Here is a 20,527-nt window from a genome sequence, read left to right as displayed (position 1 = left end):
TTATGAGGTTATCTGATTATAATACCCCGCTATCTGGTATGTTAGCGGCTCAAATGGGTTTACAAACGACGAAACAAAACTTATCTAACATTCATACACCTGGTTATGTGCGTCAATCGGTGAATTTCGGGTCTGTTGGAGCGAGTAATGGTCATACGCCAGAACAGAGAATTGGTTATGGTGTGCAAACATTAGGAGTTGACCGTATTACAGATGAAGTGAAAACGAAGCAATTTAATGATCAGTTGTCACAGTTCTCTTACTATGCATATATGAATTCTACTTTATCACGAGTAGAATCTATGGTTGGGACGACAGGGAAAAATTCATTATCTAGTTTAATGGATGGCTTCTTCAATGCTTTTCGTGAAGTTGCAAAAAATCCAGAACAACCAAATTACTACGATACATTAGTTTCTGAAACTGGCAAGTTCACGAGTCAGGTAAATCGCCTTGCGAAAAACTTAGATACAGCGGAGACACAGACGACAGAAGATATTGAAGCACATGTGAATGAATTTAATCGTCTTGCAGCTAGTTTAGCAGAGGCGAATAAAAAAATCGGACAAGCAGGTACACAAGTACCTAATCAACTTTTAGATGAACGTGATCGCATCGTTACAGAGATGTCTAAGTATGCCAATATAGAAGTATCTTATGAATCTATGAATCCTAATATCGCGAGTGTTAGAATGAATGGTGTTTTAACAGTAAGTGGACAAGATACATATCCACTTCAATTGAATAAAGGAAAAGAACCAATGTCTGTAGAGATTTATGGATCGGATATTCCTTTAACTAGTGGAGCAATCTTATCAGCGATGGATACGAAAGCAAAGATTGCTAGTTATAAGAAAAACCTTGAAGAGTTAATGAGTTCTGTAAAAAATCAAGTGAATACAGTGATGGGAAAAGATTTCTTCGCTGGAGATCATGCGAAAGATATTCAGTTAAACCCTGAATTCGCAAAAGATGTTTCGAAAATGAAAATTTCTGCTGAAACAGCAAACAAACTAGCAGGAATTACAGATGGAGATTATAAAGAAGGTATTTCTTATAAACAAGCATTAGACCAATTTATAGTTGGTGTAGCTTCTGATAAAAGTGCAGTGAATGCTTATCAAAACATTCATAAAGATTTATTAGAGGGTATTCAGCAAGAAAAGATGAGTATAGAAGGCGTTAATATGGAAGAGGAAATGGTTAATTTAATGGCCTTCCAAAAATATTTTGTCGCAAACTCTAAAGCTATTACGACGATGAATGAAGTGTTTGATAGTTTGTTTTCGATTATTAGATAACATGTAGAAGGATTGAAAAAGCTTTTTTTATGATGGAAGAGAGGGTCCGGCGCAGGGTAGAAGCGGACAGAGCCTTTTAGTGGACCAAGCCATGTTAGACCAGAGATATGAGATGGTTGAATGGGAAGTTAAGGGGGAGAATAGCCATGTTTAGCAAGCGTCCTCCCCCATGTAAATGAAAACGAAAAAGTCTTTTTTATGAGGGAAGAGGATAGCTGTATATAGGTGCGGTTTCTTCTTCGCGCCAATTCAAATATAGATAAAGGAGAAGGTAAAGATGAGAGTATCTACGTTTCAAAATGCAAATTGGGCAAAGAATCAGATGATGGATTTGAATGTGCAACAGCAATATCATCGAAATCAAGTAACTTCTGGGAAGAAAAATCTTCTTATGAGTGAAGACCCACTTGCGGCAAGTAAATCATTTGCGATTCAGCATTCGTTAGCAAATATTGAACAAATGCAAAAAGATTTAGCGGATTCGAAAAATGTATTAACACAAACTGAAAATACTTTACAAGGTGTTTTTAAATCTTTAACAAGAGCGGATCAATTAACAGTACAAGCGCTAAATGGGACGAATAGTGAAAAAGAATTGAAGGCAATCGGTGCAGAGATTGATCAAATTTTAAAACAAGTTGTATATTTAGCGAATACGAAAGAGCAAGGCCGTTATATTTTCGGTGGTGATAGTGCTGAACAAGCCCCATTTACAGAAGATGGTACGTATCAAGGTGGAAAAAATGATGTGAACTGGCAACTAAATGACGGTTATGAATTAAAAGCATTTCGTAACGGAGAAGCATTATTATCCCCAGTTATAAAAACGTTAAAACAGATGAGTGAAGCGATGCAAAATGGTGACCAAAAAGCGTTACAACCGTTATTAGGAGAAAATAAGAAAAACTTAGATAGCGTCATTAACCGTACAACTGAAGTTGGTTCAACTATGAACACGATGGAGACGTTTAAAACAATTTTAAGCGAGCAAAATTTAGCGCTTCAAGAAAATCGTAAAGAAATTGAAGATGTTGATTTAGCGGTAGCAATTTCTGACCTAGCGTATATTAATGCAACTTATGAAGCAACGCTTAAAGCAGTTAGTACGATGAGTAAAACGAGCATTTTAGATTACATGTAAACAATAAGGAGTGAGAAATATGGCAGGGACGTTAACAGGTATTGGTGGTAGACAACAGATTTGGAACCTCGGAAATAATATGATCGATACTTCTAACTTTGTAGAATTAGAATTGCAAGCGTTAGATATGAGAAAAACACCGTATGCTAATGAAAAGAACCAGCTTTCACAAGATAAACTATTATATACAAGCTTAAAATCAGAATTTAGTTCTTTCACACAAACTTTTAAAAACTTAGCGGCTTTTAAAGGGAATGAGAAAAAAGTTACAACAACACAAGACGGTTATATTAATGTAAAAGCTGATGGTGGAGCGATTGCAGGAACTTTTAATATGACGATTACACAGCTTGCACAGCGTCATCAAATAGCTTCTAATCCTATTACTGATATAAATGCAAAACTTCCTAAAGATGAAACATTAAAACTAGGCGGTAAAGATCTAAAAGTAACAACTGATATGACATATAAGGATTTAATAAATAAAATTAATGATGGAGATTATGGCGTATCGGCTTATACACTTGGAGATAAAATTTTTATGTCCTCGAAAAAAGAAGGAACAGATGGGGAAATTGATTTTTCAGGGAACACTTCTACACTGTTTCAAGATATTGGTTTAGCTAAGGCGGATGGCACAGCAGTCAATACAATTAATGAAGCGCAAAATGCTAAATATAGTATTAATGGTATTGGAGCTGAAAGTTTTACCAATACAATTGAAGCTCTTCCGGGCGTGAAAATTGAATTGTTAAAAGTAACTGAGCCGAAAGTAGAAGGAACACCAGATGCAAGTATAACAACAGATCCAAAAGCAAAAGGTGTAGAATTAAAATTTACAGTAAGTGATTCAAATGTAACAGACGCATCAAATATTATTAAAAAGATGGTAGCGGATTATAATAAAGCTGTTTCTACAATAGATATTTTTGCTGGAAAAGGTGGAGCTTTCCAAGGTCAAGCTATTATGCAAAGTGTACGTCAAGCGATGAATAATGTCGTAACATTTTCTCAAGACGGTAATTATTTGTTTTCATTTGGAATTCAATTAAAGCAAGACGGGACGATGGAAGTTAATGATGAACAATTAACACAAGCGTTAAAAGACAAGCCGGATGCAGCGAAGCAATTTTTCTTTGGTTCTAACGGTTTAGGGAAGATGATGGAAGAGCCACTTGATAAACTATTTGGTGATAAAGGTGTAGTTGGAGAGCGAGTAAAAAACATCGATTCACGTGTAAGTGATTTAGATAAAAAGATTAAAGATATTGAAAAACAAAACCTGCAAAAACAAGATGAAATCGTGAAGAAGTATCAAAAACTAGAAAGTACACTAGCGGAGCTTGATAGCCAATTGAAAACTATTAAAGCAATGACAAAACAAAAAAGTGATGATTAATGAAAGTTAAGGAAGTGATTGTATGCAAGCATGGCAACGTTATATGCAAAATGATATTATGACGAGTAATCCAATTAAAAACACAATTTTTATTTATGAAAGATGTATCGTTGAGTTTCGTAATTTAGAAGAACTTTTAAATAGTTTTAAATTACAAGAAGGAGACGCGCTTCTTGAAAAATTAGAACGTATCTTTGAAGAGTTAAAGCTTCAATTAAACCCTGAGATTACGAAAGATTTATACGATAGTCTATTTGGTTTATACGATTGGATTAGCATTCAAATTCAGACGATGAAAGTAACTCGTGAAGCGAACGATATGGATGCGATTGTGCAAGTGTTACAAGATTTAATAGACGGTTACCGCGGAGCACTTGAAAATGAGCAATGATATTTATCGAGCGTTTGTCGGCTGTTTTAATGAAATCGGAGAATTGCAAGTATCAGATGGGGAATTTGCTGAGAAGAGTGCAATGTTAAATCGCTGGATGATGACATTGGATGAAGAGACGCGCGCAGATGTTGCAGCGGAAGTGAGTCCATTAATAATTAAGGCAGCACAGCATATTCGAGATAAGCAAAAGATTTTGGAAGAAATGATTATGACAAATGATGGACGAATGAAAGCGAATTCGTTTTACGGTAAATTTTAATAGGAAAGTATGGAAATGGATACCCCTTTTAAAAGGGGATCCATTCCATTGTTTGAATAAAGCGTTCCGCTGATTGAGGTTTCAATTTATGACTGTAATAAAAAGAATGGTAATAATCCAAACAATGAAAAATAAGATATCTTTATTTTATGGAGAGAAGTGTATGGAAGCTCTTTTTTTATTGTTTATATATCAAAATGCTACATGGATTACTACGCGTATACAGTTTTTTATATTCTTTTTTATATTTTTGTATTTTTCTAAAGACAACAATGGAAAAATGGAATAAAATATGTAAGGGTACATAATAGATAATATTTTAATAAATAAATACATATAGGAAAATGAATAATAAAGTGAAACTTCCATCAGTGGATGATCATGCGCTAAACGAGCATGATGGAAAAGGAAGGGTGTGGAATATGCCAGATTTAGTTAGTGATGTAAGTCATTATATGAACTATTTAGTAACGAAGCGAAATACCGTTTCTAGTAATATTGCAAATGCGAATACACCTGGCTATAAAGCACAAGATGTAACATTTGCTGAACAAATGAATATGAGCAGTGCATTATACAAAAAAAATGCTGCGGATTTAAAGAGTAATCCAGATTTATATCAAACGAATGTAATGCACTTACCGACAGCAAATACGAAAAATACATACGCAAAGATTCAAACGAAATCAATGCAAACGAATAAAGATGGAAACAGTGTTGATGTAACGACAGAAATGCTAGATTTAATGAAAACAAACCAATTATACGGTGTTTCAATTAATGCAATTAATACGCAATACGCTATTAACCAAGCAGCACGTGGACGTTAATAGTAAAAGGAGAGACAAAGATGTTTCAGGCAATTAATGCAAGTGGTTCAGGGCTAACTACAGCGAGAAAATGGATGGAAGTTACTTCTAACAATATCGTAAATGCAAATACGACGGGAGCACCGGGTGCAGAGCCGTATCACCGCCGAAGTGTGGTGCTAGAATCAAATAATAATTTTGCAAATATGCTAGAGGGAGCTCCTGCTAACGGAGTGAAAATAAAAAGTATTGAAACAGATCGAAATGAAAATCTAGTATATGATCCAACACATCCACATGCAAATGAAGAAGGCTATGTACGTTATCCGAACATTGATGTGACAGCTGAGATGACGAATGTAATGGTTGCTCAAAAAATGTATGAAGCAAATACAAGTGTATTAAATGCGAACAAAAAAATGCTCGATAAAGATTTAGAAATCGGCCGAGGATAAGAGAGAAGAGGGAAAATATGAAAATTCAACCAATGTTAAATACACAGCCATTTGGAGCGATTCAGCCGATTGGCACACAGAAAACTTCAGAAACATCTGTAGTTGAAGGCAAAAAGTTTATTGATTTATTGGAAGATATGAATCAAACGCAAAATAATGCCCAAACAGCAGTATATGATTTACTGACAAAAGGGGTAGGAGAAACGCATGACGTTTTAATTCAGCAGAAGAAAGCTGAATCACAAATGAAAACAGCTGCTCTCGTACGCGATAACCTTATTGAAAATTATAAGTCACTAATTAATATGCAAATTTAGGAAAATGGACGGGTGTATTTAAATGGAAAAGATAAAAAATGTTTTCCAATCGTTGAAAACGTGGCATAAGTTAGTGATTGGTGCTGCGCTTTTAGCGATTGCAACAGGAGCACTTTTATACTTCACCTTGCCAGATAAATATGTTGTTGTATATCAAAATTTAAATGATACAGATAAGCAAGAGATTACAGCAGAATTATCGAAGCTAGGTGTTGATTACCAATTAGCAGCCGATGGTTCGATTCGAGTGCAAAAGAACGATGCTCCATGGGTTCGAAAAGAAATGAATGGAATGGGCTTACCGTTTAATTCAAAAAGCGGTGAGGAAATTTTATTAGAAAGCTCGCTCGGTTCAAGTGAGCAAGATAAGAAAATGAAGCAGATTGTCGGTACGAAAAAGCAATTGGAGCAAGATATTGTACGAAACTTTGCGACAATTGAAACGGCAAATGTTCAAATTACATTACCTGAAAAAGAAACCATTTTCGATGAAGAAAAGGCAAAGGGAACAGCAGCAATTACTATTGGTGTGAAACGTGGACAACTATTAACAGCTGATCAAGTTGCGGGTATACAGCAAATGATTAGTGCAGCCGTTCCAGGTGTGAAAGCAGAAGAAGTAAGTGTTATTGATAGTAAAAAAGGTGTTATCTCAAAAGGAGCAGATGCAGCGCAATCTACTAGTTCCTCTTCTTATGAAAAAGAAGTTGAGATGCAACAACAAATTGAAGGCAAATTAAAGCAAGATATTGATGCGACTTTAATGACGATGTTTAAGCCAAATGAATATAAAGTGAATACGAAAGTCTCTGTAAATTATGATGAAGTTACACGTCAGTCAGAAAAATATGGGGATAAAGGTGTACTTCGCAGTAAACAAGAGCAAGAGGAAAGCTCTACTGCGCAAGAAGGGGCGGATACGAAGCCAAGTGCTGGTATTACAGCGAACGGTGAAGTACCAAACTACGGTACGAACAATAATCAAAATGGCAAAATCGTCTACGATAATAAAAATGGCAACAAAGTTGAAAATTATGAAATAGATAAAACAGTTGAAACGATTAAGAAACATCCAGAATTAACGAAAACAAATGTTGTTGTATGGGTAGATAATGATACGTTAGTAAAACGAAGAATTGATATGACAACGTTTAAAGAAGCAATTGGTACAGCAGCTGGACTTCAAGCTGATCCGAACGGAAACTTTATAAATGGTCAAGTTAACGTTGTAACTGTTCAGTTTGATCAACCGAAAGTAGAGAAAGAGAAAGAACCAGAAAAAAGTGGTATTAATTGGTGGTTATTCGGTGGAATTACAGGTGGATTGTTAGCGCTTGGTGGCCTATTATGGTTCTTCTTAGCAAGACGTAAGAAAAAGAAAGAAGAAGAGGAATATGATGAATACTTAGCAGAAGAGGAAGTTGCTGCTAGTAGTGAAAGTATTTTTGAAATTCCTGAAGAAAAAATAGTACCAGAACCAAAACCAGAGCCAGTAGAACCATCAGAGCCTACATTAGATGATCAAGTGCAGGAAGCTACGAAAGAGCATGTAGAAGGTACTGCAAAAGTAATTAAAAAATGGTTAAACGGATAGTAAGGGAGGAAAAACAATGTTAGATGAAATCTCCTCCAAAGAGAAAGCTGCCATCCTCATTCGTACATTAAACGAAGAGGTGGCAGCAAAAGTCATTGAATATATGACGGCTGAGGAAAAAGAAGTATTACTTCGTGAAATCGCGAAGTTTCGTGTATATAAACCAGAAACGTTAGAAAATGTATTAGGGGAGTTTTTGTATGAACTAAATGTAAAAGAATTGAACTTAGTGACTCCAGATAAAGAATACATTCGTCGTATATTTAAAAATATGCCAGAAGACGAGCTGGAAAAATTATTGGAAGACCTTTGGTACAATAAAGATAATCCATTTGAATTCTTAAATTCACTTACAGATTTAGAGCCACTGCTTACAGTGCTTAATGATGAATCGCCACAAACGATAGCGATTATTGCTTCTTATATTAAGCCGCAACTTGCTTCTCAATTAATTGAGAGATTACCAGATCATAAACGTGTAGAAACGGTAATGGGTATTGCAAAGCTTGAACAAGTAGATGGTGAATTAATCAATCAAATTGGTGAGTTATTAAAAGCAAAATTAAATAATATGGCATTTAGTGCTATTAATAAAACAGATGGATTGAAAACAATAGTGAACATTTTAAATAATGTTTCACGAGGTGTTGAAAAAACAGTCTTTCAAAAGCTGGATGAAGTCGATTATGCGTTATCTGAGAAAATTAAAGAAAATATGTTTGTCTTTGAAGACTTACTTGGTCTTGAAGATCTTGCGCTTCGCCGTGTATTAGAGGAAATTACAGATAACGGTGTTATCGCGAAAGCACTTAAAATTGCAAAAGAAGAAATTAAAGAGAAACTATTTACATGTATGTCTTCAAACCGTAGAGAGATGATTCTTGAAGAGTTAGATGGCTTAGGACCGCTTAAGATGACGGATGCTGAAAAAGCACAACAAACGATTACAGGTACGGTGAAAAAGCTAGAAAAAGAAGGAAGAATTATCGTTCAAAGAGGTGAAGATGATGTCCTTATTTAAAAACAGAATTCCGAAGAATTCTGTTTCTTTTTCTGAAGAAACGTATGAATTACAATTTCCGAAACCAGTATTAGTTCACATTGAAGAAGAGATACAAGTGGATCATGCAGAACTTCTTGCACAGCAAGATGCATTACATATTGAAATGAATCAGCTAAGGCAGCAGCAACAAATGCTAGAACGAGAGCGTCAACAGTTGTTGCAAGATCAAGAACAGTTTCAAATGCATATTCATGAACAAATGGAACAGATGGAAGCAGCGCGTATACAGTTTCAAAAAGAACAACAAGAAACAGCATACGAATGGACAGAGTTATTATGGAATCAATCTTTTCAGTTAGCAGAAAAAGTAGTGAATCAAGCGGTAGATTCACGCTTATTAGACGTTTTGCCGATTTTAACAGGCATCGTGCAAACATTGCCTACTTCATTTGAAAAATTAATTATAACGGTTCATCCAGAAACATTTGAACGTATACAAGAAGAGAAAGAAAATACGAAAGAGTATTGGCTACTACAATTAGTAGAATGGAAGTATGATTTTTCTTTACAGTTTGGCGAATTTGTTCTGGAAGAAGAGAAAGAGTTTTTTGAATTTAAATTTGCACCGATATTTGCGAAGCTTCGTCATAAATGGGAAGAAGAGAAGTTGTTTGAGGAGCAAAACGTATGAACAACGAGCTAATGAATGAGCATAATAAATGGAATACATTTATTGAAACACCGTTTTATACGAAAGTTGGCAAAGTTCATAGTGTACAAGAGCAGTTTTTTGTAGCGAAAGGTCCAAAAGCGAAGATTGGAGATGTTTGTCTCGTTGGAGAGCATAGCGTCTTATGTGAAGTTATTGCAATTGAAAAAGAAAACAATATGTTACTCCCATTTGAACAGACAGAAAAAGTATGTTACGGAGATTTAGTTACATTAATTACAGAAGATGTCGTTGTTCCCCGTGGTAATCATTTACTTGGAAAAGTGTTAAGTGCAAATGGAAAAGTGTTAAACGAAGATGCTGAAAATATTCCAGTGCAAAAAATAAAATTAGATGCACCGCCGATTCATGCATTTGAGCGTGAAGAAATTACAGATGTATTTGAAACGGGAATTAAATCAATTGATTCTATGTTAACGATTGGGATCGGTCAAAAGATAGGTATTTTTGCTGGATCAGGTGTTGGTAAATCTACTTTACTTGGAATGATTGCGAAAAACGCAAAAGCTGATATTAACGTTATTAGTTTAGTAGGTGAGCGTGGCCGGGAAGTAAAAGACTTTATTCGAAAAGAGTTAGGCGAAGAAGGTATGAAAAAAAGCGTCGTTGTTGTAGCGACGTCAGATGAAAGTCATCTTATGCAACTTCGCGCTGCAAAGCTTGCAACATCAATTGCCGAATATTTCCGCGATCAAGGTAATAACGTACTACTTATGATGGATTCTGTTACACGCTTTGCTGACGCACGCCGAAGTGTTGATATTGCAGTAAAGGAATTACCAATCGGTGGTAAAACACTGTTAATGGAAAGTTATATGAAGAAGTTATTAGAGAGGTCAGGAAAAACACAAAAAGGATCCATAACAGGTATTTATACAGTACTCGTTGATGGTGACGATTTAAATGGTCCTGTACCAGATTTGGCGCGTGGTATTTTAGATGGACATATTGTATTAAAGCGTGAGCTTGCAACGCTTAGTCATTACCCTGCAATCTCTGTACTAGATTCGGTAAGTAGGATTATGGAAGAAATCGTATCGCCGAACCATTGGCAGGTTGCAAATGAAATGAGAAAAATTTTATCTATTTATAAAGAAAATGAATTGTATTTCAAATTAGGAACAATTCAAGAGAATGAAGAAAATGCCTATATTTTTGAATGTAAAAATAAAGTAGAAGGTATAAATACGTTTTTAAAACAAGGTCGAACGGATAGTTTTCATTTTGAAGATATTGTCCAAGCGATGCACCATATTGTATAAGACCTCATGCCTTGGGGTCTTATTTTTTTGTTTTTTAATATTTCACAGATTTTTTTGTAAAAAAACTATATAATAGAAAAAGGTAACGTTATAATAGGAAGGGGCTATGAAAACAGGTGAATAAACAGCAGTACGACACGATTAAATTGCAGATTAATCAAGAGAAAGAACATATCTTGAAAGAAGTGTACGAACTAACAGCTGAAAAAAGAAAAATAGAACAAAAAAAAGAATATGATCTATATGTTGTGAAATCACGCAATAAGGTTGTACAAACGGGACAACGTATTATGGCTGGTATGCTTTCTTCACATACATTTTCACCTGAAAGAATAGAAGAATGGAATCGAAAAATTAAAAAAACAGAAGGTTTTATTCAAAAAAATGAAAGCCTTTTAGAGCAAATAAAAGAAAAAGAACGTGTCATTGATGAAATGTATCAAGAAGATTGTAAGAAGCTTGCGAAAGTAAAAGAAAAGCTGGAAGAAAAAATGCTTCTTGATTTAAAAATGTGTATGAACGGATGAGGTGGATGTAGTGATACAGTTTGTATTACCGGTGCAGCAAAGTTTACCTCCGCAAAAAGAAAAAGGGCTAGAAGTACAATCGAAAAATGAAAATTCTTCATTCGATAATACAATGAGAATTGAAAATAAAAAACAGCCGAAAACGGAGAAACCGAACCGAGAAGAAGCACCAGAAGAAGAGAAGAAAGAATATATTCTCGCAAAAAAAACGGTAACGAAAGAAGAGCCGATTGTAAAGAAGGAAGAAAAGAAAGAGACAGAACAATTATTACTAGCTGTATCTGAGCAGATGGTTGCAATTGAGCAATTGCGTGTGCAGCCAGAATTGTTATATCAATACATACAAAAAATACAGGCGTTATATAAAGAATACGGAAATATTAAACTGAATGAATTGCCCGCAGCTGAATTACAGCAATTACAAGAGCTTTTTTCTAACATGAATATTAAAAATGCCATATGTTTAGAAGATACAATGCAAATGGTGCTAGACAAGGTGACGATGCCAGAGCAAACGTTGCAAGTATTAAAAGTCGTAGAAACAGAAACTTGTAATATCGCAAAGAAACAAGAGGAGTCCAAGGAAGTAGAACTCCAGAAAGCTGAAAGCGATGATGTGAAGTTAGAGTTACCAGAAGTCGATCAGTTAAATGATTCAAGTTCGACGGGAGCTGAATTATTAAATAAGGCAACGGGGACTGATCAAATAGGAAAACAAAATAGTGGAGCTGAGAAGGTTACATTACCTGACTTAGGCAAGAAAATGGAAGCACAAGTAGAGGCTCTGCAAAAGTTTGTAGTGAAACAAGAACGTGTTTTATTCCAGCTAAATCCAGAGAAACTTGGTTCATTAACTGTATTTATGAAAAAGCATGGAGATCAAATTGAAGTCCATGTAGAAATGGAAAAACACGATGCGAAAAAGCGTGTTGAAATAATTTTTGACGAATTGAAGCTGAAATTAAAAGAAAAAGAAATTAATATTCAAATAAGTTATTCAGAAAAAGATGAACAACGTAAAGAACAGCGAGAACAAGAGCAAAGACAAAAACAAAAATTAGCAAGTACGAAGCAAGAGAAACAAGAATCGAAAGAATTTGCAGGATTATTGGAGGAATAAAGCGTGCCAACAGTTGGATTAAACACAACGAGTACAAATCATATTCCATTGCAGGCAGGAGCGCAAAAAAGTAATGCACCTGTTAATGGTGTACAGTCGCCAGTTCAACAAACAAACGGAGTATCAGAAAGTGCTCAAAAAACTCCTGGTGTAATGGGGAAAGACGATTTTCTAAAATTATTTTTATCGAGTTTCCAGCACCAAGATCCGTTCAATGCGATGGATATGAATCAAATGATGAACCAAACAGCGCAGTTATCTCTTATGGAACAAGTGCAGAATATGACAAAAGCAGTTGACTCTTTAAGAACGACGATGTATTCGACAGCGCTTGATGGTGGAATGAAATTTTTAGGGAAATACGTAAGAGGTATTGACGGTGAAGGGAACAAAGTAACTGGTCAAGTAGAGACAGTTCGCCTTGCAGAAAATAACGATGTACAGCTCGTTATTAATAATAAAGTAGTATCTCTTCGTTTCGTTGAAAGAGTGTCTGATAAACCGATTGGAGAAACGAATCCAGAAGATGTAAAGGAAGACGATCAAAAAGTAGCTGAAGAAGTAAAAACTACAAATTCATAAGGAAGTGTCCATACGTTATGATTAAAGCGTTATATACAAGTATTACAGGAATGAATGCAACACAAAATGCATTAAGTGTAACTTCAAATAATATTGCCAATGCACAAACAGTTGGTTACAAAAAACAAAAAGCAATGTTTGATGATTTACTGTACAACAATTCAATTGGTTCAAAAGGTGACGATAGATACGCAGGGACGAATCCGAAAAGTATTGGTAACGGTGTGAAAATGAGCGGAACAGTTACAGACTATAGCGATGGTACAATTACGTTAACAGGTGGCAAAACACAAGCTGCGATGGAAGGTAATGGTTTCTTCGTAGTTGGTGATTCAAAAGGCGGCAACATGGAATTTACGCGTAAAGGTACGTTCGGGATATCTTCAGAGTATTATATTACGAACACAGAAGGGCAATATGTGTTCGCTTATCCAGCAGATCCAGCAACTGGTAATGTTAATTTATCTGGTATTCCAGGACCGTTGCAAATTCCGATGGGATCAGCAATCGGTGGCATTCGGACGTCAAAAGGCGTAATTGGAGGGAATATTCCAGCGGATGCAAAACAAATTACACAAGATTTACCTGTATATGATAATGCAGGGAATACATGGACAATGCGTGTAGAATTTAAACAAACGAGCGAACATAATTATACATATAAAGTACAGATGCGTAATGATTCGAAAAAAGAAACAGAGTTTCAGGATGTTCAAGGTGCAGGTGGTAATATGACATTTGATGCAGTAGGAAATCCAAATCAGCAAAATCCTGGAGCAGCTATTCCGTTTAATGGTGGAACAGTAAATTTAGATTTTAGTAAATTAACAAACCATCCGACAGATAAAACATTATCAGTAACAAACGTAGATGGTAGAGCGGCGGCGACTGTTAAAGATTGCTTTATTGCTGACGGTGGATATGTGATGGTAAAATATTCTGATGGAAGTATGAAATCTGCTGGTCAATTAGCTGTTGCGATGTTCCCGAATGAAGGCGGTTTGATGAAAACTGGAAATGGTAACTATACAGCGACGAATACAACTGGTATTTTAGCGTTAGGTGCATCTGGCCAAAACGGTGCAGGAAAAATACGTGGTGGTGCACAAGAAGGTGCAAACGTAGATTTATCTGTAGAATTCGTTGATTTAATGTTATACCAACGCGGATTCCAAGGAAATGCGAAAGTAATCAAAATTTCAGATGAAGTATTAAATGAAGTTGTGAACTTAATTCGATAATAAATCGTAAAGAAAAATTGTAACGTAGTAGAAAGGGTTTTATATTCGTATGACAAGACAAGAGCGAATTTTACAATTGCCTTTTTTCGAAAATAAACGTGAGCTTGCTGAGCAAGTGTTAAAAATAGAACGAGAAGAGCATGTATATTTACCAGATCAATTTGAAATCAAACAAGTGCCTCCATATTCGTTTGGTGAAAAACAAGCAATCATTGGCCGTATACACGAGTTTTATTTCGTAAGTATTGGTAGCGATAGTGTTTGGAAGTATCAACTGTTTAAAGATGAGATGAAGTGCCGTGAGTTTTTCGTTATGTTGCCTGATATTACGGATCAGCAGCTCGCTTTTTGGTTCAATAACATTGAGCTGTTGAAGGGGGCTTAAAATCTCTTAAAAGCTTTCTTTTAGGTTTTGAGAGAGGGCCTAGCGATGAGTAGTAGCGGTTAGTGCCTATAAGTGGCTCGCGCATTGTGAGAACAGAGATATGGAGTGGTTCTAGGTTAGTTGAAGAGGCGAGGACCTAGCTGAGTGTAGTAGCGGTCAGTGCCTATGAGCGGCTCGCATGTTGTAAGACGAGAGGTATGGAGTGGTTCTAAGGTAGTTGAAGAGGCCAAAAGCCAAGTGTTTAGGTGGTGCCTCTTCACTTTTTGGAGAGAGGATTTATCCGAGTCTAGAAGCATTGATTTGAAATAGATTTAGATTAATTAAGATATTGTACAATTAGACTAAATTTATATAAAAGGAGAGGTGAGGAGGATGGCGCAGAATAAGTACCGCGTTACATTCATTTCGCCAAGTGAGGTTGAGCAACGTACTGTAATGGCGGCGAGTAGTTTACCTAATTTAATACGTCAAGTAGAGAGTATTATTGCAGATCCGAACGGTTATTTTGTAAATGATAAAAAAAATAATTGCTATTTTAAAGTTATTAAAGAAAATGTTACGTATATTCAATATGAGTTACTATTTTCTGATAAGGAAATTCACATTGAAAAATTAAAGCATATGGCGCCTAGTGTACTGAAGAAATTATTTGAGAAAATAAATGATCCTGAACTATACGCTCTTTCGCTTCTCGATGTTGATATAGCGACGAAAGAATATGTGCTAGGAGAAATGGGTCCAGAGCTAAGAATGAGAGTGGAAACAGAGCTTTCAAAAAAATGGGAAGCGATGCCGACAGAAATTGTAGGAGCACAAGAAGTGTTACTAGAGGCACTTGCTTCGTTTATACAAGATTAAGTTTTACCGGTAGTATTACTACTTTAAAACTGTGAGGATCACTCAACTATCTATATTTTTCATATAGGTAGTTGACTTTTTGGTTTTAATAAAGCTTAATAATTAGATATACGGAATTAATGGAAGGGGAGCGACACCTTAATGTCACAAGCACAAAGTATTTTATTAGAAAGTGGAACAAACGAATTAGAGATCGTAACGTATACTGTTGGTGAAAATTTATTTAGCATCAATGTAATGAAAGTGCGTGAAATTATTAATCCATTCCCTGTTACAACTGTGCCAGAATCTCATCATGCAGTTGAAGGTGTTGTTCAAGTACGTGGTGAAATTTTACCTGTTATTAACTTAGCAACGGCTCTTAATTTAAAATCTATAAAACCACTTGATCAAACGAAATTTATCATTTCAGAATTAAACCAAATGAAAGTTATTTTCCGTGTTGATGAAGTGCATCGTATTCAACGTATTTCATGGGAACAAATTGATGAACCAGCTTCATTATCTATGGGACTAGAAGAAACGACATCTGGAATTGTAAAACTAGATGGGAAAATTATCTTACTGTTAGATTATGAAAAAATTGTTTGCGAAATTAGTAACACTGGTTATGACAATAAAACACTTTCAGGATTAGAGCAAAAAACAGATCGCGCTGAAAAAGTTATTTATATTGCAGAAGATTCAGCGATGCTTCGTCAAGTACTAGAAGAAACATTATCATCAGCTGGATATACGAAAATGAACTTCTTCAGTAATGGTGCTGAAGCATTAGCTCAAATTGAAAAATTAGCAAAAGAGCAAGTTGAAAGAATGTATGAGCATATTCACCTACTTATTACAGATATTGAAATGCCGAAAATGGATGGACACCATTTAACGAAAGTAATTAAAGATAGTGAAGTAATGAATCAATTACCAGTCATTATTTTCTCTTCATTAATTACAAATGAATTATTCCATAAAGGTGAAGCGGTAGGAGCGAATGCTCAAGTAAGTAAGCCAGATATTCAAGAGTTAATTGGGTTAGTTGATAAGTTAGTGTTGTAAAAAAGTTTTGAAAAGCTCTTTTTTAGTTGGGAGAGAGGCTCCAGCCAAGAGAGGAAGCGGTTAGTACTTAAAAGTGCCCTGTGCGTAGTAAGAACAGAGATATGAAGTGGGTTTTAGGTAAGTTAAAGAAGAGGGAGGCCGAGTTGTTGATGAACAGGCTTAAATTCTTTTCTTATTAGCTAAAATTGAGGAACTAGCCATTGTAGTAGTACTGGTTAGTTCCTTTTTAGTATCCCATGTTCTATAAAGGCAGAAAAATTGAACGTTTCTAATGTAGTTGCGGCTGTGTATATTCATAGTTTCTTTCGTCTTTTTAGTTGTTTTTATATTTGGAAATATAGATAGGCTTAATTGTTTTTTCTCATCTTTACTACTTGAAAATATAAGAGATAATGTCACTGGATTGTAGAGTAAGATTTCGTGATAGCGCAAACTTTTTCGGTGAAATTAAATTGTAAATACCATATAATATAATTAAACGTATTTTATCGATATAATATTATGTTGTATTGCATTTTTTAATATTTTCTCAAAAAAATTTTTCTATTATTTATAGACTTTTCATACCTTTTTGTATGTTAATTATTTGACAGATAATTTCGAAATGTTATAATATGGATATGTGGAAATTTCTATTTTCTTAAAAGACATGGGAGTCCGATGAGAATTGTGAAAGGATGAGGGGAGTGGCACAGATTATGTATCACCACACAGCAATCAATGTATTAAAACTTTTACAAAACATGTCAAATAATAAAACGAACGATAGGAAATTAGACGCGGAATTCAAAAAAATAGAGAAAGAATTCCGAATAAGGTATGAAGAGCTAATTGATTTATATAATAGAATGGTATTATTTCAAATAGATATAGAAAAAAATGGCGGTATGCGAGTATATGAAAAATCAACGATTACATGGTTGAAGTCTGAACTAGAACTACTGTATGAAGTATATCAATTTTGCCAACGTCACGGTTTAAACATCGCAAATATTTCAAAATATGTTAGTAAAAATGAATTGAATCTTTTTCCGAAAACGGAAAGCCAATTACAAAATACGTATTATAAATTAAAAAAACAAGAGATGCCGTTTGAAAATATTGAAAAACAAAAACCGGGGCGAAAACGAAAATATATATCTGTAAAAGAGACGATTGCTGAGACGAAACAAGAAAGCAAATGGGAAGTAAAAGAAGATGTTCGAGGTGAAGAGGATGAAAAAAGCCTCGTAACAGTTATATCGGGTATCGTTGACAACTTTGAAACAATTAGTCAATGTAATGAAAAGAAAGAACACGAATTGCATCAGTTCATGGCGGGGATTTATAAGCTTTCTAGCATGGCTGCCGAGCGTTCGAAAGATGAAAAAAACGCACGTGGTCTTGAAGGTGAATTACATTCATTACGAGCTGAAAATGAAAGATTAAAACGAGAGAAGGAAGAAATCGTTCATGATATTAAAGAGATGACGCATCATTTAATTCATTTCATTACGAGCTCTGATATCGATCAAATTCGCACATTACCTTACTTCGTAAAAGAGTGTAAACAAGATCTACATAAGCTAGGGTTATATAACGCTCAAGACGGAAAAATGAAAATTATAGTTGACCGTAGCGGACAAGTTATGACCGTAACACAATAAAAAAATTGGGTACAAAACAAAAGGGAGATACATAGTGTATATGTATTTCCCTTTTGTTTTGTATGGAATCATTTCGGGCAGAGGAAAAGTTATAATTAATTTTAGTAAATCAAAAATTTGTACAAAAGGAAGGAGCTAGGTCTTACTTTGTAGTATTGTGATCCGAAAAATACTGGGAATATGCGTATTGTCACTGTGAAAGGGCTTAATACATAATGATTTTAAAGATAAACCGACTCTTCCTCAATATTTAACTGATTTAATTGAGGTGAATAAGTTGTATAATCGTACAGTTGTTATTACATTTCATCAACAAACTTTTAATACGGAGAATTGAAGAGTAAAGTAGGATTCCAAAGCATAGCCAAAAAGGTGGCTGTTATAAGTTATTTGCCTACCAAAATAATCAATATTTGTTTAAAATATAAGATTACTATTTTATTATACCGAGTAATTATTCACATTATATAATAATTACTTACTACATAATTAACATGGTTATCTTACAAAAATGTAAGGTTTTTTTAATTGACACTCGTACATATAAGTAACTATACTGGTTACACGACGTTGGTGAATATATTTAATAGTCTCTATCTATAAGTGTATGTCTCAGGATTCTTTTCGGAATAATAGTTAGATTTAAATTTATTATCTGTAATATAGTGATAATACCTATTTAATCTATTCTTTATTCTAGGTCGTATTATTTAAAGATTAACTATAAATGATATATTTACCAAGTTGTAATAATTTTTTAGAGGTGTTACATTTTGAAATACAAATTAATTGCTACAGGAATTCTTGCTGGAAGTCTACTATCCTATTCATCTAGTGCATTTGCAAATACTCATAAATTCCCAGATGTTCCTGCATGGGCTGACAAATCCGTTAATTATTTAGTTGATAAAAAAGTATTGAGTGGTTATCCAGATGGAACTTTTGGTTCAAGTGATACATTAGATAGGGCTTCTGCGGCAACAATTATGACAAAGGCCCTTGGTATACATATTGACTTAAATGCAAAACCATCTTTTACAGATTCACAAAACCACTGGGGAACGCCGTATATTGCCGCAGCTGAAAAAGCAGGAATAATTAAAGGTGAAGGAAATGGAATATTTAATCCTTCTGGAAAAGTTACTCGTGCTGCTATGGCTACAATGCTAGTGAATGCATATAAACTACAAAATATAAGCACTAGCAATGGACAAAGTAAATTTGAAGATTTAAAAGGACATTGGGGTGAAAAATTCGCCAATATTTTAATTGATTTAAAAATTTCAGTTGGTACAGATAACGGCTGGCAACCAAATAAATTCATAACACGTGCAGAAGCCGCACAACTTACTGCCAAAACAGATACCCTTCAATCCAGTCCGAAAAATCCTTTAGAAAATAAAACAATCATTATTGATCCTGGACATGGTGGCGAAGATCCTGGAAAAGCCACAAAGGGATTGCCTGAAAGTAAAATTGTATTAGACACTTCCTTACGCCTACAACAATTGCTTGAAAAACATACACCATTTACAGTTTTATTAACTCGTGAATCTGATACTAGACCTGGACATGATCAAAAAAGCTCTTTACAGGAACGTGTTAAATTTGCTAAGCAAAATCAGGGGGATATCTTTATAAGTATTCATGCAAATGCTTATAATGGTAATGCAAAAGGGACAGAAACATACTATTATAAATCTTCTGAATCCGAAAAAACAAATCCTCATGTGGAAGAAAGTCATGTGTTAGCGGAAAAAATCCAAGCACGTTTAGTAGAGGCCCTTCAAACACGTGATAGAGGCGTTAAACATGGAGATCTTCATGTTATAAGAGAAAACGGCATGCCAGCTGTGTTAACGGAACTGGCTTTTATAGATAATGGTATCGATTACAGTAAACTATCTACGGCAAACGGTAGACAGATTGCAGCACAAGCCATTTATGAAGGGATTTTAGATTATTATGAATGGAAAGGAAATAATGTATCCGAATATAGGTTGTAATAAGTACAAGGAAATTTAGTGATTCTAGGAATATGCAATTTATAAATTGCTAAAGTATAGTTTTGTTATTTGAAATGTGTTTTAGTTTTATAGTGTATACTGGCGCCGACTTATTAAGGATAATAAATAAGTCGGTGTTTTAGTTAGAGTCCTTAAGGAATACTATCGAAAGTTATGAACACAAAACGAAGTTACTATTAGAAATTTTGTAGGTATTTTCATGTCTAAATAGTTTAGGATTTTTTTCTTTGTTTAACATCACAAAAAACAGATAGAGATATACAGCTACATTCATTATTTTCACGTGAAATAGATGGGCAGTATACAATTAGTTCAAAGAAAACATTCTTTGAACTAATTAGATATTAAATCTACTTGTTGCATAAATAGTTCGTATAACAATAATTGATAGTGTTAAGGATATAACTGCTCATATTTTTTGTAATTC

The 20,527-nt window shown here is 34.7% G+C and carries 21 protein-coding genes and 1 pseudogene; all 22 read left to right on the top strand.

Features of this window, described 5'->3' with window-relative positions; translation table 11 throughout:
• Positions 1-2 precede the first annotated feature (2 nt).
• The 22 genes and pseudogenes from flgK to MKX77_RS15845 all read left to right on the top strand — a co-directional run bounded on the left by flgK (position 3) and on the right by MKX77_RS15845 (position 20,079).
• A complete protein-coding gene (flgK, locus tag MKX77_RS15950) occupies positions 3-1,301 on the top strand; it encodes a flagellar hook-associated protein FlgK (RefSeq protein ID WP_341307203.1) in 1,299 nt (432 codons plus the stop codon).
• A gap of 277 nt (positions 1,302-1,578) precedes the next feature.
• Entirely contained in the window at positions 1,579-2,442 is an 864-nt protein-coding gene (locus tag MKX77_RS15945; protein WP_215555848.1) for a flagellar hook-associated protein 3, read from the top strand.
• A 19-nt stretch (positions 2,443-2,461) separates the two neighbouring features.
• A complete protein-coding gene (locus MKX77_RS15940; protein WP_341307202.1) occupies positions 2,462-3,841 on the top strand; it encodes a flagellar hook-associated protein 2 in 1,380 nt (459 codons plus the stop codon).
• A 22-nt stretch (positions 3,842-3,863) separates the two neighbouring features.
• Positions 3,864-4,232, top strand: coding sequence for a flagellar export chaperone FliS (locus MKX77_RS15935; protein ID WP_002064624.1), 369 nt, complete (start codon positions 3,864-3,866; stop codon positions 4,230-4,232).
• A complete protein-coding gene (locus MKX77_RS15930) occupies positions 4,222-4,494 on the top strand; it encodes a flagellar biosynthesis protein FlgG (protein ID WP_341307201.1) in 273 nt (90 codons plus the stop codon). Before MKX77_RS15935 ends, MKX77_RS15930 begins: the two co-directional genes overlap by 11 nt.
• Positions 4,495-4,838: 344 nt before the next feature.
• Positions 4,839-5,324, top strand: a complete 486-nt coding sequence (gene flgB / locus MKX77_RS15925) for a flagellar basal body rod protein FlgB (protein ID WP_002012047.1) — start codon at positions 4,839-4,841, stop codon at positions 5,322-5,324.
• A 20-nt stretch (positions 5,325-5,344) separates the two neighbouring features.
• The gene (flgC, locus tag MKX77_RS15920; protein WP_341307200.1) at positions 5,345-5,758 is read left to right on the top strand and encodes a flagellar basal body rod protein FlgC; all 414 of its coding nucleotides are present in this window, start codon (positions 5,345-5,347) and stop codon (positions 5,756-5,758) included.
• Positions 5,759-5,775: 17 nt separating this feature from the next.
• Entirely contained in the window at positions 5,776-6,075 is a 300-nt protein-coding gene (fliE, locus tag MKX77_RS15915) for a flagellar hook-basal body complex protein FliE (RefSeq protein ID WP_002064631.1), read from the top strand.
• Between the two features lie 22 nt (positions 6,076-6,097).
• A complete protein-coding gene (fliF, locus tag MKX77_RS15910; RefSeq protein WP_341307199.1) occupies positions 6,098-7,669 on the top strand; it encodes a flagellar basal-body MS-ring/collar protein FliF in 1,572 nt (523 codons plus the stop codon).
• A 16-nt stretch (positions 7,670-7,685) separates the two neighbouring features.
• Positions 7,686-8,690 (top strand): flagellar motor switch protein FliG, encoded by a 1,005-nt coding sequence (gene fliG / locus MKX77_RS15905; RefSeq protein WP_002030936.1) that lies wholly within the window; start codon positions 7,686-7,688, stop codon positions 8,688-8,690.
• Entirely contained in the window at positions 8,677-9,363 is a 687-nt protein-coding gene (locus MKX77_RS15900; protein ID WP_215555851.1) for a FliH/SctL family protein, read from the top strand. The genes fliG and MKX77_RS15900 overlap by 14 nt, the downstream gene beginning before the upstream one ends.
• Complete coding sequence (fliI, locus tag MKX77_RS15895) at positions 9,360-10,664, top strand: flagellar protein export ATPase FliI (RefSeq protein ID WP_098776888.1); 1,305 nt, start codon at positions 9,360-9,362, stop codon at positions 10,662-10,664. The genes MKX77_RS15900 and fliI overlap by 4 nt, the downstream gene beginning before the upstream one ends.
• A 116-nt stretch (positions 10,665-10,780) precedes the next feature.
• Entirely contained in the window at positions 10,781-11,191 is a 411-nt protein-coding gene (locus MKX77_RS15890) for a hypothetical protein (protein ID WP_002086483.1), read from the top strand.
• A 10-nt stretch (positions 11,192-11,201) separates the two neighbouring features.
• Positions 11,202-12,311 carry a flagellar hook-length control protein FliK gene (locus MKX77_RS15885; RefSeq protein WP_341307198.1) on the top strand — a complete coding sequence of 370 codons (1,110 nt, stop codon included), beginning with the start codon at positions 11,202-11,204 and terminating at the stop codon, positions 12,309-12,311.
• Between the two features lie 3 nt (positions 12,312-12,314).
• Positions 12,315-12,893, top strand: a complete 579-nt coding sequence (locus tag MKX77_RS15880) for a flagellar hook assembly protein FlgD (RefSeq protein ID WP_341307197.1) — start codon at positions 12,315-12,317, stop codon at positions 12,891-12,893.
• Between the two features lie 17 nt (positions 12,894-12,910).
• A complete protein-coding gene (locus tag MKX77_RS15875; protein ID WP_088031640.1) occupies positions 12,911-14,134 on the top strand; it encodes a flagellar hook protein FlgE in 1,224 nt (407 codons plus the stop codon).
• 49 nt (positions 14,135-14,183) lie between these two features.
• Positions 14,184-14,519, top strand: a complete 336-nt coding sequence (locus MKX77_RS15870) for a DUF3964 family protein (RefSeq protein WP_002012031.1) — start codon at positions 14,184-14,186, stop codon at positions 14,517-14,519.
• A gap of 372 nt (positions 14,520-14,891) precedes the next feature.
• Positions 14,892-15,377, top strand: coding sequence for a LysR family transcriptional regulator (locus tag MKX77_RS15865; RefSeq protein ID WP_327902707.1), 486 nt, complete (start codon positions 14,892-14,894; stop codon positions 15,375-15,377).
• Between the two features lie 141 nt (positions 15,378-15,518).
• A complete protein-coding gene (locus tag MKX77_RS15860; RefSeq protein ID WP_215555854.1) occupies positions 15,519-16,427 on the top strand; it encodes a chemotaxis protein in 909 nt (302 codons plus the stop codon).
• A gap of 698 nt (positions 16,428-17,125) precedes the next feature.
• On the top strand, positions 17,126-18,073 hold the full coding sequence (locus tag MKX77_RS15855; RefSeq protein ID WP_341307973.1) for a DNA-binding domain-containing protein: 948 nt from the start codon (positions 17,126-17,128) through the stop codon (positions 18,071-18,073).
• Between the two features lie 95 nt (positions 18,074-18,168).
• Positions 18,169-18,398, top strand: a pseudogene (locus tag MKX77_RS15850) (Ger(x)C family spore germination protein); the annotation flags it as partial.
• A gap of 448 nt (positions 18,399-18,846) precedes the next feature.
• Positions 18,847-20,079 (top strand): N-acetylmuramoyl-L-alanine amidase, encoded by a 1,233-nt coding sequence (locus MKX77_RS15845; RefSeq protein WP_215555855.1) that lies wholly within the window; start codon positions 18,847-18,849, stop codon positions 20,077-20,079.
• The last annotated feature ends 448 nt before the right edge of the window (positions 20,080-20,527 follow it).

It is taken from the genome of Bacillus sp. FSL R9-9410 (genome assembly GCF_038050385.1).
Classification (GTDB): Bacteria; Bacillota; Bacilli; order Bacillales; family Bacillaceae_G; genus Bacillus_A; species Bacillus_A cereus_U.
This window is presented reverse-complemented; position numbering and strand designations above follow the sequence as displayed.

Bases quoted from the DNA above. Each gene is read 5' to 3' on its own strand.
- flgK (WP_341307203.1), top strand. From the start codon at position 3: ATGAGGTTATCTGATTATAATACCCCGCTATCTGGTATGTTAGCGGCT.
- MKX77_RS15945 (WP_215555848.1), top strand. From the start codon at position 1,579: ATGAGAGTATCTACGTTTCAAAATGCAAATTGGGCAAAGAATCAGATG.
- MKX77_RS15940 (WP_341307202.1), top strand. From the start codon at position 2,462: ATGGCAGGGACGTTAACAGGTATTGGTGGTAGACAACAGATTTGGAAC.
- MKX77_RS15935 (WP_002064624.1), top strand. From the start codon at position 3,864: ATGCAAGCATGGCAACGTTATATGCAAAATGATATTATGACGAGTAAT.
- MKX77_RS15930 (WP_341307201.1), top strand. From the start codon at position 4,222: ATGAGCAATGATATTTATCGAGCGTTTGTCGGCTGTTTTAATGAAATC.
- flgB (WP_002012047.1), top strand. From the start codon at position 4,839: ATGAATAATAAAGTGAAACTTCCATCAGTGGATGATCATGCGCTAAAC.
- flgC (WP_341307200.1), top strand. From the start codon at position 5,345: ATGTTTCAGGCAATTAATGCAAGTGGTTCAGGGCTAACTACAGCGAGA.
- fliE (WP_002064631.1), top strand. From the start codon at position 5,776: ATGAAAATTCAACCAATGTTAAATACACAGCCATTTGGAGCGATTCAG.
- fliF (WP_341307199.1), top strand. From the start codon at position 6,098: ATGGAAAAGATAAAAAATGTTTTCCAATCGTTGAAAACGTGGCATAAG.
- fliG (WP_002030936.1), top strand. From the start codon at position 7,686: ATGTTAGATGAAATCTCCTCCAAAGAGAAAGCTGCCATCCTCATTCGT.
- MKX77_RS15900 (WP_215555851.1), top strand. From the start codon at position 8,677: ATGTCCTTATTTAAAAACAGAATTCCGAAGAATTCTGTTTCTTTTTCT.
- fliI (WP_098776888.1), top strand. From the start codon at position 9,360: ATGAACAACGAGCTAATGAATGAGCATAATAAATGGAATACATTTATT.
- MKX77_RS15875 (WP_088031640.1), top strand. From the start codon at position 12,911: ATGATTAAAGCGTTATATACAAGTATTACAGGAATGAATGCAACACAA.
- MKX77_RS15870 (WP_002012031.1), top strand. From the start codon at position 14,184: ATGACAAGACAAGAGCGAATTTTACAATTGCCTTTTTTCGAAAATAAA.
- MKX77_RS15865 (WP_327902707.1), top strand. From the start codon at position 14,892: ATGGCGCAGAATAAGTACCGCGTTACATTCATTTCGCCAAGTGAGGTT.
- MKX77_RS15860 (WP_215555854.1), top strand. From the start codon at position 15,519: ATGTCACAAGCACAAAGTATTTTATTAGAAAGTGGAACAAACGAATTA.
- MKX77_RS15855 (WP_341307973.1), top strand. From the start codon at position 17,126: ATGTATCACCACACAGCAATCAATGTATTAAAACTTTTACAAAACATG.